Source organism: Myxococcales bacterium, from assembly GCA_016716835.1.
GTDB lineage: Bacteria > Myxococcota_A > Polyangia > Haliangiales > Haliangiaceae > JADJUW01.
The window spans coordinates 293,681-310,142 of record JADJUW010000001.1; the positions used below are offsets into that span (position 1 = coordinate 293,681).

Below are 16,462 nucleotides of genomic sequence, written 5' to 3' on the forward strand. Positions count from 1 at the left end.
AAGCTATCAGCAAATCTGCTGACTATAAGAAGTCAACGCGTCGATTTTTCAGTGGAGCGGCGGCCTGGCGAGTGTGCGGTGTTTCACGGTCGCCACAGCGCGCAGCGCATGGAAAGGGAACCAAGATCAAATCCTTGGCAAGGAAACTCAATAGTATCAGCCTCTTCGGAGGCACCAGCGGCATAGAGGAGCGGCAGATAGTGTTCGGGGCTTGGGTGCGCGAGGCGGCCATGTTCAGTGCCGATCGCCTGCCTAAGGAAGTCGAGATCGTGCCGCGCCATGGCGGCGGCGACGTCGCGATCAAACGCCTCGGCCCATGCCGGCGTTTCAGGGTCGGCGCGATTCATTTGGCCAATTGCGTGCCGAAGATTATGCGTCAGGTTGCCACTCGCCAGGATGAGCACCTGCTCACGTCGTAACGCGCGCAACGCCCGGCCTATGCCAACGTGCTCGGTCGGCGAGAGGTTGGTATCCATGCTCAGCTGCACCACCGGAAGGTCCGCATGTGGAAACATGTGCATGAGCACCGACCACGCGCCGTGATCGAGGCCCCACGCCTCGTCAAGGGCGGCCGTCGGCGCCGTGGGCCCAAGCAACGTGGCGATCTGCGCCGCAAGCTCGGGCGCACCCGGGGCGGGATATTGGATCTCGTAGAGCGCGGGCGGAAAGCCGCTGAAGTCGTGGATCGTTGGCGGTGCGGCGTTACGGGTTACGCGTGTGCCCTTCACATGCCAATGAGCCGAAATGACCACAATTGCTTTGGGGCGCGGCCATCTCGCGGTGGCTGAGTTTCCAAATTGCGCGCCAATTTCGCCCCACGCGGCGCGCCATGGGTTGGCGGTGATCGCATTCATTGGGCTGCCGTGCCCGACGAAGATGATAGGGGTCGGGCTCAAGGATGGCGGCATGGTTGGGCCAAGCGCTCAGGCAAATGCGCCGTCGAGGGTGCTGCGGCCGCGCAAGGCTTCGGGCAGGCGAGCCTTGTACGCGGCAAGCTGATCGTCGCCGATGCGGCCGACGCCAAAATACTTTGCCGCGGGGTGCGCAAAATACACGCCCGAAACCGAAGCGGCGGGCGACATCGCAAAGCTCTCGGTGAGCGACACGCCGTGGTGCGCGGCGTTGCCGAGCAAGGCAAACAGCAATTCCTTAGGCGCGTGATCAGGGCAGGCGGGATAGCCAAAGGCGGGGCGGATGCCGCGATAGGCCTCGTCGTGAATTTGTTGTGGAGTCAGCATCGCGCCGGTGTCGTACCCCCACTCGCGGCGGACGCGCGCGTGCAGCCATTCGGCGGCGGCCTCGGCGAGGCGGTCGGCGAGCGCCTGGCTCATGATGGCGTGATAGTCGTCGTGGTCGGCGAGATATCGCTTCGCTAGGGCCTCGCTGCCGTGACCGGCGGTGACGACAAAGATGCCGAGGTGATCGCCGGCGGCAGCGGACGGCGCGATGAAGTCGGCCAAGCAAAAGCATTGGTCTTTTTCTTCCTGCTGGCGCGGGAAGGGCAGCGTGGTTTGTTTGCCTTCGTGAGTGACGACCACCGCATCGCCGTCGCGATGCGCCGGCAGGAGCCCATACGTCGCCTTGGCGGTCAGGCTGCCCTCGGCGATAATTTGCTTCAGCAGCGCGCGGCCATCGGCGAGCAATTTGCGCGCTTCCTCGCCATACTTGGCATGCTCAAGAATTTGCGGATAGCGGCCCTTGAGCTCCCAGGTGTGAAAAAACGGCGTCCAATCGATCCATTCGGCGAGTTCGGCCAGCGGCAAGTCCAAATTCTTGATGCCGGTCGCGCTTGGCGTTGGGATGGTCGTGTTGTCAAACACCAGCGACGGCGCACGGCGGCGCGCTTCGTCGATCGGCAGCAGCGGGCGCCTGGTGGCATTGTGATGTTGCGCCCGCATTTCATCTTGCTTGGCGCGCACTTCTTGAAAGTAAGGCTCGCGCTCGCTGCTGAGCACCTTGGTCATGACGCCGACGGCGAGCGAGGCATCGGGCACATAGATGATGGGGCCACTATAGGCAGGCGCAATTTTCACGGCGGTATGCTTGCCCGACGTGGTCGCGCCGCCGATGAGCAGCGAGGCCTTCATGCCGCGGCGTTCCATTTCCTTGGCGACGCCGATCATCTCGTCGAGTGAGGGTGTGATGAGGCCTGAGAGGCCGATGACGGTGGCGCCCTCGGCGACCGCGCGATCCAAGATGGTATGGGTCGGCACCATGACACCTAGGTCGATCACCTCGTAGCCATTACAGCGCAGCACCACGCCGACGATGTTCTTGCCGATGTCGTGGACGTCGCCCTTTACGGTGGCGATGACCATCTTGCCCTTGGCCTGGCCTAGGCCTGCGGCGCGCTCGGCCTCCATCAGCGGCTCTAGGATGGCGACGGCCTTTTTCATGACACGCGCGCTCTTGACCACTTGTGGCAAGAACATCTTGCCGCTGCCAAAGAGCTCGCCGACGACGTTCATGCCGTCCATGAGCGGGCCTTCAATAATATCGAGCGGCTTGGCATAAACCGTCAGCGCCTCTGCGACGTCGACGTCGATGAAATCGGTGTTGCCGTTGATGAGCGCGTGGGCCAGGCGCTTGGGGAGCGGCTCACTGCGCCACGCGGCATCGGTCTTTTCTTTCTCGGCGGTGGCGCCCGTGGCATTCGAGGCGTAGGCGAGCATGCGCTCGGTGGCATCGGCGCGGCGATTTAGCACGAGGTCTTCGGCGAGTTCTTTGAGGTCGCGGGGCAGCTCGTCGTAGAGCGCGAGCTGGCCCGCGTTGACTATGCCCATGTCGAGCCCGGCGGCGATGGCGTGATAGAGAAACACCGAGTGCAGCGCCTCGCGCACCACCGGGCTGGTACGAAACGAGAACGAGAGATTCGAGATGCCGCCCGAGAGCTTCATCAACGGCAATTCGGCCTTGATCGCGCGCGCCGCGTCGATAAAGCTCTTGGCATAGTCGTTGTGCTCGTCCATGCCGGTGCCAATGGTCAGCACGTTGGGGTCGAAGATAATGTCTTCGGCCGGGAAGCCGACGGTTTCGGTGAGCAGCTTGTAGGCGCGGCGCGCGATGCGCAGGCGGCCCTCGACATCGGTGGCTTGGCCGGTTTCATCGAACGCCATCACCACGACGGCGGCGCCATAGCGCAAGATGGTGCGCGCCTGGGCGAGAAAGCTGGCTTCGCCTTCCTTAAGCGAAATGGAGTTGACGATGCCTTTGCCCTGAAGGCACTGCAAGCCGGCCTCGATGACCTCGAACTTGGAGCTGTCGATCATCACGGAATTTTGGCGATGTCTGGCTCGGCGGCAATCAGGTTGAGAAAGCGGCGCATCGCGGCAACGCCGTCGATCATGCCTTCGTCCATGCAGACGTCTAAGACGTTGGCGCCGTTTTCCACTTGCGAGCGCGCGACGGCGACCGCGTCGTCGTACTTGTCTTCGCGGATTAGACGGCGAAATGCAGCGGAGCCGGTAATGTTCGTACGCTCGCCGATCATGACAAAATTGGTCTGCGGCGTGACGGTGAGCGGCTCAAGGCCCGAGAGGCGAAGGTAGTGCGGCGGGGTGGCGCGCCGCCGAGGTGCGACGTCGGCCATGGCGGCCGCGATGGCTGCAATGTGCGCTGGCGTGCTGCCGCAGCAGCCACCGACTAAGTTCACCATGCCCGCCTCGGCAAACGAGCCCAGCGTTTTTGCCATCGAGGCCGGCGTATCGTCGTATTCGCCAAACTCGTTGGGCAGCCCGGCGTTGGGATAACAGGCGACGTTGGTCGGCGCGATGGTCGCGAGCGCGGCAACGTAAGGCCGCATCTCTTCGGCGCCGAGCGCGCAGTTGATGCTGACGCTCAGCAGCGGCATGTGCGACACCGATTGAAAAAACGCCTCGATGGTTTGCCCCGAGAGCGTGCGCCCCGAGCGATCGGTGATGGTGGTCGATGCAATCACCGGCACGCGCCTGCCGCGCGCGGTAAACACCCCATCGATCGCAAACAGCGCGGCTTTAAGGTTCAGCGTGTCAAAGGCGGTTTCGGGCAATAGCAAGTCAACGCCGCCGTCGAGCAGCGCCTCGGCTTGCGCCGTGTAGGCCTCGACAAGTTGGGCAAAGTTGACGGCGCGAAAGCCCGGATCGTTGACGTCGGGCGACAGCGACGCGGTGCGGTTAGTTGGCCCAATGGCGCCGGCGACCCAGCGCTGCTTGCCATCCTCGGCCATGGCGCGATCGCGCGCCGCAACCGCAACATGGGCGGCGGCGAGATTGAGCTCGCGCACGAGGTGGGTTAATTCGTAATCTGCGAGCGCAATCGAGGTCGCGGTAAACGAGTTGGTCTCGACGATGTCGGCGCCGGCGCGAAAGTATTGATAGTGAATGTCCTCGATGGCCCCAGGCTGCGTCAGGCACAAGATGTCCGAGCAGCCCTTGAGGGCAATCGGGTGGCTGGCAAAGCGCGCCCCGGCGTAGTCCTCGTCGGCCAGCCCCAGCTTTTGAATCATCGAACCCATGGCGCCATCGAGCAGCACGATGCGGCGTTCAAAGAGCTCAGCCAGCGCCTCGCCGGATGGTGGGTACGAAACTGCCATAGCCCAAGGACTTACCATTGTTTGGTGCGCTTGGCATCGGGTCCAGGGTCCGTAGGTCGGCGCCACCGCCGCCCTACCGCAGCGTCGTGGGCCGCCGAGCAGCAGCCATCGAATCGCCGCGCGGCTCGCTTCCCAAGCCTGGCGCGTCTCGCTACGATATCGCGATGATTTGCCTAGTGGTTGTGGGGAAGCGTCGCACCCGATGAAACGCGCCATACTCGTCACCCAAGTGTTTTTGGCGGCGCTGATGGGCGCGTGGCTGTTTTGGTATTTAACGGCCGCGGCACAACCGACCACGAAGAAGCGCCCCAAGGGCAAGAATACGCAAGATCTAATCGACCAGGCCGAAAGCCTGCTCGCCGATGAAGGTGGTGGGTTTGCGCCAACTTCGGCTGGGGCGTTGCCCGATGCGGCGCTGCCAGATGCCGCACCGACCGATGCCATGATCGATGCCTTGCCCGACGCGCTTATAGATGCCGCGCCTGCAACCGCGGTGGTCGACGCCGCGGGCGCGCCGGCGCCCGACGTGGCCGCGGCGGCGCCGCAGGCCGCGACGCCACGAACCCGCTTGCCCAAGCGCCAGTCGCGCAAAGAGCGTTTTGCCAGCGGCGCCAACGTGGAGCTCAAAGGCCCCGCGGAGTCGCCGCTCGCTGATCTTGGTGTGCCGCCGGCCGCCGTGCCCGTGGTTGCCGCGGCGGCCACGGCGACGGCCATGGGGTTTTGGCCGTTTTTGATGAAGACGTTGATCGCGCTCATCCAATCCCTGTTTAAGGGGATCGTCGCCGACTATTTTAAGAAAAAAGCCAAGGACGGCCAAAAGGTCAACACCGCGCGCAAGGTTGTAAACTTTTTTGGCCTCAACGTGAGACCGGCCGAGCTCGGCCACATTGCGCTTGGCGCGCTCGTTTATGGTGGCGCCGTCTATTTCACCGCGTTTGGCCTTACCTTGAAGGCCAGCGCCCTGGCCCGGCAAGAGGTGCTGGTCTCGATGTTCTACTTGCTGCGCGCCGGGGTTCGCTACGGCTATGAGCGCAAGTATCAGATCGCAAGCGAATACCGCTTTTGGTTCTCAGGCGGCCTCTTGTGCGTCGGCAGCGCGGTGCTGGGCAATCCGCTGAGCACGGTTGGCTTTGAGCTCAATACCGCCAAAACCGCCGAGGAAAAGTCGCGCATGATCAAGATGAGCGTGCTCATGATCTTCATTGCGCTGGGCCTAGCCACCGTATTTTTTCTGCTCAATCAGGTCTATCCAACCGTGTTTTTTCAGATCGCGACCCTCGCCTGCACGGGCATGGCCCTATCGGACATATTGCCGGTGGAACCCATGACCGGAAAAAAGGTGTGGGACAGCAACAAATGGCTATGGGCGGGCCTCGTTGCCATCGTCGTGCCCGCGTTTATGCTGTTTAACTTCGTCTTGTAATCAGCCGCGGTGCCTAAAACGCGACCTCAATCGAAGTTTCCAGCGTCGTATCGAGACCATTAATCGCAGCGGGTGGTGCGCTGTCGTACGCGACTACGAAGGAGGTCTTAAACGCGACGTCCTTGGTGATCTTGGTCTTGAGGCTAAGCTCCGAGAGCACCCTAATGTCCGCCGGGTCGGCAAGCTTGGGTTGCACGTAGATCGCTTCCGATAGCCTTAGTGCGTCGCCATCGCTCACGCTGGCAACGAGATACGTCGACAAGCGATGGTTGCGTTGGGTGTCGCCGGCATCGATCTCCTCGTCGTCAGCCAGCCGCTCAAATTCAAACATGTAGGCCAGGCCATAGAATGCCTCGACGTGCTTGTGGGCCACGAGATTGAGGCGTGGCCCCGCGCCCGCGAGCGCGCGCGTGGTCAGGCGCCGATAGCGGTCAGCCTCGTGTTGAACAAACGCCTCTGCGGTCAAGCGTTTGGCGAGGGCGCGCCGATAGCGCAGGTGCTCGAAGTGTTTGGCCTCGATCGTTATATCGGGATCGGTCCGATAGATCTTGCCGTAGTCGCCGCGCACGATGGCAAACAGCAAGTTGTCGCCAAATTTATAGGCCACGCGCACCGAGCCGTTGATGACAAACATGCCGGCGCTTCCGGTCTTGAGCTCCAGGCCGCCCTCGGCGGTACCGGACACGCCGTCGGAAATATTCTTCATCTGCGATTGGACGTTGACGATTTGCGCGTGGGCTGTCGACGCGGCGAGCGCGCACGCGGCGACCAGCACGACCAGGTCGAGATGCGGGCGGAAAGGCTTAGACATGGTGAGGCTCCTAGGTGACAAAGTTGGGGCCGCGCTGGCTACGGCGCGGGTTTGCTAGCGGTTATGTGGCGATTGCCGGTATGCGCGGCGAAGCGCCTAAGGTCAACGTCGCCGTGGTAGCTGGGATCGAGTTCGACCCGGTGAATGCTGATGTCGGCGAACCCGACGCTGGCTAACGCCTCTGCGATCGCGTCGGTCGGCCAATAATACCACTCGTATTCGAGGTTGCAGTTTGGATAGCGAATCTTGATGAGGTCGCCAGGCGCGATGGCTGGCGTCAGCTCCGTGGCGTGGATATTCACCGTGGCGATCACATGGGCGCGGTCCTCGGGCAATTCGGCGCCAGGCGCGTGGGTAATCACGCAACGGCCACCGTCCGCGAGGTTCAAAAAGAGGTTGCTCGCGACGCGCCGCAAGGCCTCGACGTCGGCGCAGTATTCAAAAATGAAATTTGACAGCGAGGCGTCAAACGGCTGGGCCGCATAGGCTTGCCTCACGCCGGCATCCGCGACGACGCCGTGCCAGCGCAAGCGTTGAGCGCCGGTGAGCCGGCTGGCAGTTAGCTCGATCATCTTGGCGGCCAAGTCAACCGACGTCACGTGGGCGGCGCCGCGACTAAGCAGATGCAACGAGTACTTTCCCTCGCCACTGGGGAGATCGAGCACGCGCTTGCCGTTGACGTCGCCGAGGTGCTTGAGGCTGCCGTACATGTTCACCCAACGATGATGCGTGTGCACCTCGGTGAGCTTGGCGTAAGCATCCGACGTTTCGTCTTCGCCCCAGGTTTGTACGTCAAAATGCGCGCGCTGCATGAGGATCCTTTGCCTAGCGGGTTGGGGCCATCGGCGTCGTGTTGACCATAAGCGCGCGATCCCAATTGGGTTCGGTTTGAGAAACAGCGGCTTGCAAGGCTAGCCCGATGCCGCTGCTGCCAGTCAGCAACGAGATATCATCGACAAAGCCTTGCTGATGCCCTAATGACTCAAAGTCTGTCTGGCCGATCGTGCCCCACGCTTGGTAGCCACCAATGCCTTCGCCTGGACGGTGCGCCGCCAGCGTGGCCTCAAAATACGCGAGGGCGGCCTCGCGCAAGGGTTCGTCGCCCGTGGCTTGATAGAGGCGATTAAATACGTGGGCGTTGCCCGCGCTGCCGTGACATAGGGCATGGTCGCGCAGGGGGGGAGCGACTTGCGCCGCGCTTGCGCACGCCCGGGCGATTTCGATCGCTTGCTGTCGCCAATCGCTGCGGTTAAACACCTGTGCCGCGCGCAGGATCGTCGCCGAGACGCCGAGGCCGCCATAGCACCAGGCCAGCTGGCTGCCTCCGGCATTCTGCGAGCCGACCTCGATCCAACCCGAGAATCCCGGCGTGCTGTCTTTTTTGCGCGCCCGCAATAGCCAATCCACCACGCTGGTTGCTAGCGACGCGCTCAGATCGGTTGCGAGGCCGCGCGCATGACATTCCGCCGCGAGGGCCGCAACGCCCGGCATGCCATGCGCCAAGCCGAGGTTGTAGTAACCTTCGGGTGCGATTTTTCGTTGCCACTGCGGCAACAACTCGGGCGAGGTCAGCCAGTAGCGTCCACCGAGGTCATCGGTGAGGCTGCGTTTATGCAGCGCTCCGAGCACCTCGGTGACAATTTGCTCGTGCTCGGGCGCGTTTGCCATTTCAAGGCCGATGATGCCGACCCCAACCAGGCCGCTGATGAGATCGTAGTCGGCGTTGGGCATCGCGCGCAGACGCGCCAAAATCAAGGCCGCCGCATCTTCGCCGACCGCGGCGTCGTCGTCGGTGTGCGCCTCCGCCTCTTCGTCGGCCGGTTCAAAAAGTTCGTTGGTAAGATGTGCATGCAGCCACGTTAGCGCCCCAACACCGCTGAACAAGGACGTCGAAAAACCGCGATCCACGATGTTCGCCGCAAAACGTTCCAAGCCATCCGCGACATATGCGGCATCGTCTTCTCGCTGATTGTCCTCGGCCCAGCGATAGGCAGGCAACAAGATATGCCACGGGTGGTCCGTCCCCTTGGTCGCTGCCGACGCTTCGTCGATCGCGTCGGCGCTTTGCCGCACCCCGAGGGCAATATCGTCGATAATGGCGCGCGCCCTCTCGGCGCTCGCCCCGGTCAGTAGTGGACGCCAAGGCGACGCGGCTTTCATACGAAAATGGTAACAGAACAATAGCGGCCTTGCCGAGACACCCAAGGCCGCAATCGGAATTCGCCGTGGGGGCGGATGTATGGGCTGCGCGCACGTCTGCGCGCTAGGAAAACCATGGCGGCTTTGGTATAGCAGCGCCATGGATCGCCAAACCGCCGTGCTTGACTCAATTCTTGAAGCCGTCGGCCAGACGCCGCTGGTGCGCTTGGCACGGGTCGGCAAGGGGCTGCCCGGTGAAATGCTCGCCAAGTGCGAGTTCGTCAGCCCCGGCGGCTCCATCAAGGACCGCATCGGCGTCAAGATGTTGCTCGACGCCGAGGCATCCGGTCGGATTAAGCCTGGCGACACACTTATCGAACCGACATCGGGAAATACCGGCATCGGGCTTGCGATGGCGGCCGCGGTGCGCGGCTATCGCGTCATCATCACCATGCCCGAGAAGATGAGCCAAGAAAAACAAGTGGTGCTCGAGGCCTTGGGCGCTGAAATCATTCGCACGCCGACCGAAGCGGCGTGGGACGCGCCAGAAAGCCACATTAGCGTCGCCAAGCGCCTGCGCGACGCCATTCCCAACGCGTATATCTTGGATCAATACAGCAATCCGTCCAATCCGGGCGCGCACGCCGAGGGCACGGCGCGCGAGATTATTGCGCAGACCGGTGGCAAGCTTGATGCCATCGTGATGACGGCGGGCACCGGCGGCACGATCAGCGGCGTCGCGCGCGTTATCAAAAAAAGAAATCCCAGGCTGTCAGATCATAGGCGTCGATCCCGAAGGCTCGATCTTGGCCGGTCCGGGCGAAATCAAGAGCTATAAGGTGGAGGGCATCGGCTACGATTTTATTCCCGACGTGCTCGATCGCTCGCTCGTCGACCGGTGGATCAAGACCAACGACCGCGATTCCTTTCGCGTCGCGCGCCAGCTCATTCGCCAAGAGGGCATGCTGTGCGGCGGCTCCAGCGGGTCGGCGGTGTGGGCGGCGATGCAGGTCGCCAAAGACATGAAGCCGGGCCAGCGCCTCGTCGTCATCCTGCCCGACAACGTGCGCAATTATCTCAGCAAGCACGTCGACGATCGCTGGATGCGTCAGCAAGGCTTTCTGCGCAGCGATTGGGAGGTCGGCACCGTCGGCGATGTCCTGGCGTCGCTCGGGCGCACCACGTTGCATACGGTCGACGTCGACACCAAGGTTAAGGCAGCGACGGAAATGTTCAAGAAGTACGGCATCTCCCAGCTGCCGGTGCTCGATCAGGGCAAGCTGGTCGGTATTCTCACCGAATCCGATATGCTGCACAGCCTGGTGAATAATCGCATCACTGCCACCACCATTGTCGGCGAGGTGATGGTGCGTCAGGTTTCAACGGTTGCGACTACGGCTAGCTCAAGCGAGCTGCCTCGCATGTTTGAACGCGGCGAGGTCGCGCTCGTGGTCGACCAGCAGCGCAATTTGCTCGGCCTTGTCACCAAGATGGATCTCATCGAGCTGCTCGCCAAGCCAATGGCGTAGACGTCACGTCGAAAGCGTGGCGACAAACGCGCGCAGGGCTTCCCAATAGGCAGCGTCACCGAACAAGTCGTTGTGGCCACCGCCTGGTACGAGCGTGAGCTGCTTGTGCTTGGTTGTCAGCGCCGCAAAATTCGCGCGGGCTTCATCGGGCGAAATGACTTCGTCTTGGGCGCCATGCAAAACGAGTGCAGGCAGTTGCCAGGCAGCGAGCTTAGGCCGCGCATCGAAGGCGGCCGTCTCCGCAGGCGACAGCGCTGGCGGGACGCGCAGCCCACGGCGCGCAATCAGCGCCAGCGGCTCAGCGCCCGCGCTTTCCATGACGATCGCGTCGACCAGCGGCGGCGTGGTGCGGGCGATTTCCGCGACGCAGGCGCCGCCCAAGCTGCGACCCAAGGCGATGAGGCGTCCCGCCGACGTGGCTTGCAGCTTCGCCGCGATCGCGCGCACGGCGAGCGGCGCATCGGTGATGCAATTGCGATAGGTCGAACTGCCCTGGCTGCGGCCATAGCCGCGAAAATCGACGATGACGACGTTGCAGGCTAGCGCGCCCTGATACTGCAAGGCCACGCGATCGTAGTCGGCGACGATTTCGCCGTTGCCGTGAAACACGATGAAGGTCGCCGCAGGCTGCGCGAGCGGATGATGCCACCTGGCGTGAAGCGCCACGCCTTCGGCGACGGGCAACATCAAATCGGTGGCGTTGGCTGGCGTGGAGCTGCCATCTGGGCGCGGGAAAAACAGCCGTTCATTAAACTGCACCGTGTCAAACACCGACGTCATGCGCCAAGCGTACTACGAATTGCTTGGCACCAAGGACAAGAGGCCAATCTCAGGCGTCGAGCCGACGCGAATGGGCGGTCCCCAATACCCCGCGCCTCGGCCGACATACACCGTTGTGCCCTCGCGCTTGTAGAGGCCGGAGAGCAAGCCGTCTTGTTGCGCCGCCGCAAGGAAATGCCAAGGCCACACCTGGCCGCCATGGGTATGCCCGGACAGTTGTAGGTCGAGGTTGCGAAAAATGGCCGACTTGACTTGCTTGGGCTGGTGCGCCAAGAGGAGCCCGGCAATATCGCGCGGCGCACCTCGCATAGCCTTTTTGATATCGGCCCCGTGGCCGGGAAAGGCGCGGGCCATGTGGTCGTCGATGCCGACCACTAAGAACCGCGCGCCTCGTTCTTCCATGATGACGTGCTCGTTGCGCAGCATGCGAATGCCAAGGCGTTCAAATTCGGCAATCCACTCGTCAGCGCCCGAGTAGTACTCGTGGTTGCCAGTAACGCCAAAGATGCCGAGCCGGGCGCGGAGGCCGGCCAGCGGCGCGGTGCGGTCGCCAATAACGGCCACCTGGCCGTCGACCATATCGCCGGTTACAAAAATCAAGTCTGGTGACAGGGCGTTGGTGCGATCGACGACGCGCTGGACGTAGTCGCGGCTGATCGTAAAACCGGCGTGCAAATCGGTAATGTGCGCGATCGTCAGCCCCGCGAGCGCCGCGGGCCAACGATCCAGCGCTATCGTTACGCGTTCGATCACCGGCTCGCCTAGCGCATGCGCAGACCCATACGCCATGCCGCCGGTTACGACCGCAACCGCCGAGGCCCCGGTTGCGCGGGCGAGAAACTCTCGGCGCGCTGGATCGACGGGACCAGCAGGCGACGGGGCAGCGTGCTTGCGCGCGAGTCGGCGACCCACCCATAGCGACAAACGCGCCGAATCCGTTATCAGCAAAAAGGCCGCGGTTAGCCCCACAAAAGCCGTCATGGGAAAGACAAACCAACCTAGCCAGGTGGCGACGTCGCCTAGGCCCAGGGCATTGCTCCACATGGTGAGCGGAAATAAGACATAGCCGCTCCACAGCACCGTCGCGGCGAGGCGGCGCTGCCCGGTTGGCATCGCCGTGTTGCGGATCAGGCGACGCCAAACGAAGTAGTAGAAGGCGCCCTGAATTGTCAGGCTGACCACCGTAAAGAGCACGCGCGACAACATGAGCTGCCCGGGCACCCTAACACCAACGACGTAATAACCAAGGAGCCCGTGGGTGGGTTCGTCGCCCCGGCCAATCCATTACCGCTTTCCGCTCGGCGCGCGATAGGCTAGGGTGGTTGGCGCAATGGAACTCGGTGGGCAGATGCAGCTCGGAGCGTTTACGTTAGAGGAGCTCAGCCTTTTGCTCGCCGTCCTCGAAAGCGGCTCGCTCAGCGTCGTCGCCGAACAGCACGGCGTGAGCACGTCCAAGTTAAGTAAGCTGGTGCGCGCGGTCGAGGACGCGCTCGGCGGCCAGTTGTTTTTGCGCAAGGGCGCGGCGCTCGAAATCACCCCCGCCGCGGTTACGTTTAAGCGCCAGCTCGAGCGCGCGGTGCAAAGTGCCGGTGGGCTCTCGCTCGCCGATCGGCGGACCGATCACCAGCTCGCGGTAGCCTTTGATCCGCTGATCGTCCATGGCATGGCGGCGCTCCCAGGGGCGCTCGGCGTCGATCGGCTGCGCGTCCTTACAATATCGAGCGAATACGCGCGCGAGTTTGCCGATCAATGCACCTACGATGTTGGTTTCTTCTTGGGGCCGGTCACGCCGCCCGCCAACTGGCACAGCGAGTCGGTGGGGCAGGTGACGTTTTCGTTTGTCCGCACCAACGCTGAAAGCCAGGAGCCCCCTCGCTACGTATTTTGGAGCTTGCTGTCGCGGCAAGGCCTGGTGCGGCGGCGCCTCTTGCCGATGCAGTTTCAACCTGGCGCCGGGCCGCAAATTGAAGTGCAGCAGTTTGAGACTCTAAAGGGCCTGCTGCGCGACACCTCGTGCATCGTGTGCCTGCCACATTATTTGCAGCGCGAAGAACTAATTGGCCGCTTTGAGCCGCTCGCCGATGCGGGCCACCCTAGCTTTGATACCAATGTCATCGCCGTCTGCGACGACGAACGCGTCAGCGCCAGCGTATTTGCTGCCCTATGCAGCGACGTCGCGGCCGCCGCGCGGCGTTAGCTTGAAGTAGTTCGGCGCTTTTTTTGCAAGTCGCCTTTTCGCATCCTTGCTACCGCGCCGAACCGATGCAACGCCGTTGCTTAGTTAGCACGGTGCATCTGCCAGATGCGCGGAGCTTTTCGCATCCCAACCTGGGTAATTCTGCTTGGATGTATGCGAGCAGGGGTGCGTTGACGTCCCTACGGTTGACAGGTGTTTGTTTCCCTAGTGGGGCAATTCCAACAGGTATTATAAAAACCACCAGAACAACCAACAGACGGACACTGCCACTTTGTTTGGCCACAAGGTGCAGCCGTCGACCCCCCTGCATACGCGCCGGCGGCCGGGGCAAGCCTCTCGGTTGCGATGGATTTGAATTGGAGTTTGCGATTAATTTTTTTCTTCATTTCGGGCCGCACTCTGTCTCTTAAATTTAAGGTGTTCAATCATTTTTTGATGTCCAGTTAAGAATTGTGATTCAGTTGTCACGTAACTATTTAATTGCTGGTGAGTGTAATCATAAAATTGTTCCAATACTTAATTATTAAGTCTGATTAATCTCTCTCCTTAATTTCGTCCTTCACCTACAAACGAGCGATTTAAATCTGACATAAGTCTAGATTCGGCCATCGCGGGCCTCGGTTCACGACGCGCGGAGGCGGCCAGTTTCGCTTCAGTGGGTACCGAGCGGATGCCGCTGCCGTCGTGTGACGGCGTGGCTTGTTAATTCTAATTCTCACTCATCCTTGCCGGCGGGCCGAACGGTCGCAACGAATGGATACGTTGTGATCGTGGCGATCGACTCATAGACCACGCGCTGCGAATCGCCCGTGACGCGCAGGTCACTCGCGGCAAACGTAGACAGTGTTAGTTCGGGGAATTGGGCCGCTATCGTCGCCAAACAGCGCGCTTGCTCATAACCGTCGGCGACCATTGCAACGTACCCGTTGGCTGCATCGGCACCTTCGCCGTAGCCGACGACCAAGCCTTCGCCTATCCCTACTACAGGCCCTGGTCCAAACGGTGCGGCAAGCGTTGGCGCTTCATAAAAAACAAATTGCTCGCGTCGGTCACCGGTAAATACTAGGTATGGCCGCAAATCGATGGCGGCTTGGCTCGATGCGACCGTCTTCGCTGGCGAACCATAAAAGACGCCAGCATACTGCTCATAGGTTACTTCAGAGCCGATAACGCCAGGCTGTTCGCGCAAGTAGGCGAGGGCGGATGACAGTTGCGCCTGTGGAATCTCGAGGGAGGCGATACCGACGAGCTCCAGAAGTTCATACGTCATCGCGGGGTACTGTGCTACGGCACCATCCAGCACAGCCTGCATCGATTTAGTGGGGAGGTCATCCGCAAATGTAACTAAGCCTGAGTCAACAAAGGCGTAGGTTTGCAAAGGTGGGATGGATTTGTCGAGGTATGTAAACTCGACCATCCTCATGACGCTTGCTCCCACATCGGTCGCGCCGTTGAGCAGCAGGCGAGCGCCAACCGCCGTTGACGCTAGCGCACCAGCACCTTCGACTGTGTAAGCGATATGATCTTCATCTGGCAGCTCCCACACGACGTAGAGTTGGCTCCAATCTACGTGCCCCAAAAAGCCTGCGACGGAAAACTGGTCAAACATAAGCCAGGTCGGCTCGCCTGTCGTATCGGCCTGTGGGACCGCGGCGGCGATTTCTGCGCGCGCGCGGTCGATGATTGCATCTCGATCGACCGTAAGCACATCAGGCACGGCTGGGTAAGGGTCCGCGTCCATATCGTCAGGTAGTGTTTGATCGCCGCATGCCGTGGTCAGCATGGCGGTTACGATAAGCAGGGTGGAAACTTGCCACCAGTGCACGCGGTGGCGTGTGGCGAGTGCGATTGAGGATGAAGGTGCTCTGGTGTTTTGATTTGTCATAGTGGCCTCCAAAGCAATGGGCGTGCCATCCTGCGCTGTGTGGTTTTCCTCGGTGAACGCCTCAATTGCCGTTTTGATCTCTCGAAAAAGTGGTAGCGCCATCAGATTTCTGAGACGGCATTTTTGTATTGTTGAAATCGGTGTGGGTGAGAAACAACTTCACGCAGTAAAACCACTGTCCTTACCGCGTTGCTTGATGAACTCCGCGCGCGTTCGACGTGCGCCGAGCATGGTCGCAACCAACAAGTGGTCACTCTGGTTGTCTTGATGCGACTAGACTCGGTTGCGTCACGCAAACGTTTCTACGCGCGTGCATTTAGGTTTCTTGGTTCAAGTTTACAAAAGCGATCAACCTGGGCGCGGCAATCGGGTTCGCAGCTTTGTGCGCTGACTTCGCCGCCGCCGCGCGGCGGTAGCGGTCGGTTCATTTATTGGCCTTGCCAAGCAGCTTAACTACACCGGGCACAGCTGGTGGGTCGGCCCACAAGGGCTGTGGCTATCGCAGCCAGCGTATTCCCGGTGGGTATCGGGGGGGCAAATCCATCTGGTAGGGCCACACGGCGAACAAGTCGACTGACCACCCCCGGCGGTGTAGCCAGCGCCAGCGACCGGTGCAAGCATCTCGATGGTGACGGATTTGAATTTAAGTTTTCGAATATTTGTTTTCTTCATTTCGGGTCGCACCCTGTCTCATGAAATTAAGGTGTTCAACCATTTTTTGATATCCAGTTAAGAATAGTGATTCAATTGTCACCTAACTGTTTGATTACTGGTGAGTTGAATCGGAGTATTTGCTCCAATACTTAATTACTAAGTTCGATTTTCTATAAACCTTAAGTCGCTCTTGGCGCGTAATTGGCGAAAGAGCCGCAAATTAAATCTGACATACGTCAGCTTCGCCTCGCGCCATCAACGATTTTCGACACGCCGGCGCCAATTTTAGACCCCTCGTCGCCGACTCGTTTTGCAACCCAGAGCCCCGTCTCCTAAGGAGCGAAGCGAGTCAGACGCGCCCCGATCACGGAACGTCGTGCCAGCTTAGTTGCCGAAGGCCTCGAATCCCTTTGTTTTGTGCTTGCACAAAACGGCTGCGCCTCAGCGCAGCCCGCCCGTGGTCGACGCACGGCC

The 16,462-nt window shown here is 61.2% G+C and carries 10 protein-coding genes and 2 pseudogenes; 4 read left to right on the forward strand and 8 right to left on the reverse strand.

The features are described from left to right. Positions 1-83: 83 nt before the first annotated feature. The gene (ygiD, locus tag IPL79_01220) at positions 84-908 is read right to left on the reverse strand and encodes a 4,5-DOPA dioxygenase extradiol (protein ID MBK9069622.1); all 825 of its coding nucleotides are present in this window, start codon (positions 906-908) and stop codon (positions 84-86) included. Positions 909-923: 15 nt separating this feature from the next. Further along, positions 924-4,570: pseudogene (gene metH / locus IPL79_01225) on the reverse strand (methionine synthase). A gap of 202 nt (positions 4,571-4,772) precedes the next feature. Between metH and IPL79_01230 the strand changes: the two are divergent. Then, complete coding sequence (locus tag IPL79_01230; GenBank protein ID MBK9069623.1) at positions 4,773-5,993, forward strand: hypothetical protein; 1,221 nt, start codon at positions 4,773-4,775, stop codon at positions 5,991-5,993. A 13-nt stretch (positions 5,994-6,006) separates the two neighbouring features. Here IPL79_01230 and IPL79_01235 read toward each other — a convergent pair whose 3' ends face one another. Genes IPL79_01235 through IPL79_01245 form a run of 3 tightly spaced genes read right to left on the reverse strand, consistent with a single transcriptional unit; the run spans position 6,007 to position 8,964 of the window. Then, a complete protein-coding gene (locus tag IPL79_01235) occupies positions 6,007-6,804 on the reverse strand; it encodes a DUF481 domain-containing protein (GenBank protein MBK9069624.1) in 798 nt (265 codons plus the stop codon). A 38-nt stretch (positions 6,805-6,842) separates the two neighbouring features. Continuing rightward, a complete protein-coding gene (locus tag IPL79_01240) occupies positions 6,843-7,616 on the reverse strand; it encodes a class I SAM-dependent methyltransferase (GenBank protein ID MBK9069625.1) in 774 nt (257 codons plus the stop codon). A gap of 13 nt (positions 7,617-7,629) precedes the next feature. After that, a complete protein-coding gene (locus IPL79_01245; GenBank protein ID MBK9069626.1) occupies positions 7,630-8,964 on the reverse strand; it encodes a lanthionine synthetase C family protein in 1,335 nt (444 codons plus the stop codon). A gap of 139 nt (positions 8,965-9,103) precedes the next feature. Between IPL79_01245 and IPL79_01250 the strand changes: the two are divergent. Both IPL79_01250 and IPL79_01255 read left to right on the forward strand, forming a co-directional pair. Further along, positions 9,104-10,067, forward strand: a pseudogene (locus IPL79_01250) (cystathionine beta-synthase). Positions 10,068-10,172: 105 nt separating this feature from the next. Beyond that, positions 10,173-10,472 carry a CBS domain-containing protein gene (locus IPL79_01255; protein MBK9069627.1) on the forward strand — a complete coding sequence of 100 codons (300 nt, stop codon included), beginning with the start codon at positions 10,173-10,175 and terminating at the stop codon, positions 10,470-10,472. Positions 10,473-10,475: 3 nt separating this feature from the next. Here the strand turns inward: IPL79_01255 and IPL79_01260 are convergent, their stop codons facing one another. Both IPL79_01260 and IPL79_01265 read right to left on the reverse strand, forming a co-directional pair. Next, the gene (locus IPL79_01260; GenBank protein ID MBK9069628.1) at positions 10,476-11,252 is read right to left on the reverse strand and encodes an alpha/beta hydrolase; all 777 of its coding nucleotides are present in this window, start codon (positions 11,250-11,252) and stop codon (positions 10,476-10,478) included. 12 nt (positions 11,253-11,264) lie between these two features. Continuing rightward, positions 11,265-12,473, reverse strand: a complete 1,209-nt coding sequence (locus IPL79_01265; GenBank protein ID MBK9069629.1) for a metallophosphoesterase — start codon at positions 12,471-12,473, stop codon at positions 11,265-11,267. A 109-nt stretch (positions 12,474-12,582) separates the two neighbouring features. Between IPL79_01265 and IPL79_01270 the strand changes: the two genes are divergently transcribed. Beyond that, positions 12,583-13,449: a LysR family transcriptional regulator gene (locus tag IPL79_01270; protein MBK9069630.1), complete on the forward strand. Its 867-nt coding sequence runs from the start codon at positions 12,583-12,585 to the stop codon at positions 13,447-13,449. Positions 13,450-14,164: 715 nt separating this feature from the next. Here the strand turns inward: IPL79_01270 and IPL79_01275 are convergent. Then, complete coding sequence (locus IPL79_01275; GenBank protein ID MBK9069631.1) at positions 14,165-15,232, reverse strand: hypothetical protein; 1,068 nt, start codon at positions 15,230-15,232, stop codon at positions 14,165-14,167. Positions 15,233-16,462: the final 1,230 nt, after the last annotated feature.

Bases quoted from the DNA above. Each gene is read 5' to 3' on its own strand.
- ygiD (MBK9069622.1), bottom strand. From the start codon at position 908: ATGCCGCCATCCTTGAGCCCGACCCCTATCATCTTCGTCGGGCACGGC.
- IPL79_01230 (MBK9069623.1), top strand. From the start codon at position 4,773: ATGAAACGCGCCATACTCGTCACCCAAGTGTTTTTGGCGGCGCTGATG.
- IPL79_01235 (MBK9069624.1), bottom strand. From the start codon at position 6,804: ATGTCTAAGCCTTTCCGCCCGCATCTCGACCTGGTCGTGCTGGTCGCC.
- IPL79_01240 (MBK9069625.1), bottom strand. From the start codon at position 7,616: ATGCAGCGCGCGCATTTTGACGTACAAACCTGGGGCGAAGACGAAACG.
- IPL79_01245 (MBK9069626.1), bottom strand. From the start codon at position 8,964: ATGAAAGCCGCGTCGCCTTGGCGTCCACTACTGACCGGGGCGAGCGCC.
- IPL79_01255 (MBK9069627.1), top strand. From the start codon at position 10,173: ATGTTCAAGAAGTACGGCATCTCCCAGCTGCCGGTGCTCGATCAGGGC.
- IPL79_01260 (MBK9069628.1), bottom strand. From the start codon at position 11,252: ATGACGTCGGTGTTTGACACGGTGCAGTTTAATGAACGGCTGTTTTTC.
- IPL79_01270 (MBK9069630.1), top strand. From the start codon at position 12,583: ATGGAACTCGGTGGGCAGATGCAGCTCGGAGCGTTTACGTTAGAGGAG.
- IPL79_01275 (MBK9069631.1), bottom strand. From the start codon at position 15,232: ATGCTGACCACGGCATGCGGCGATCAAACACTACCTGACGATATGGAC.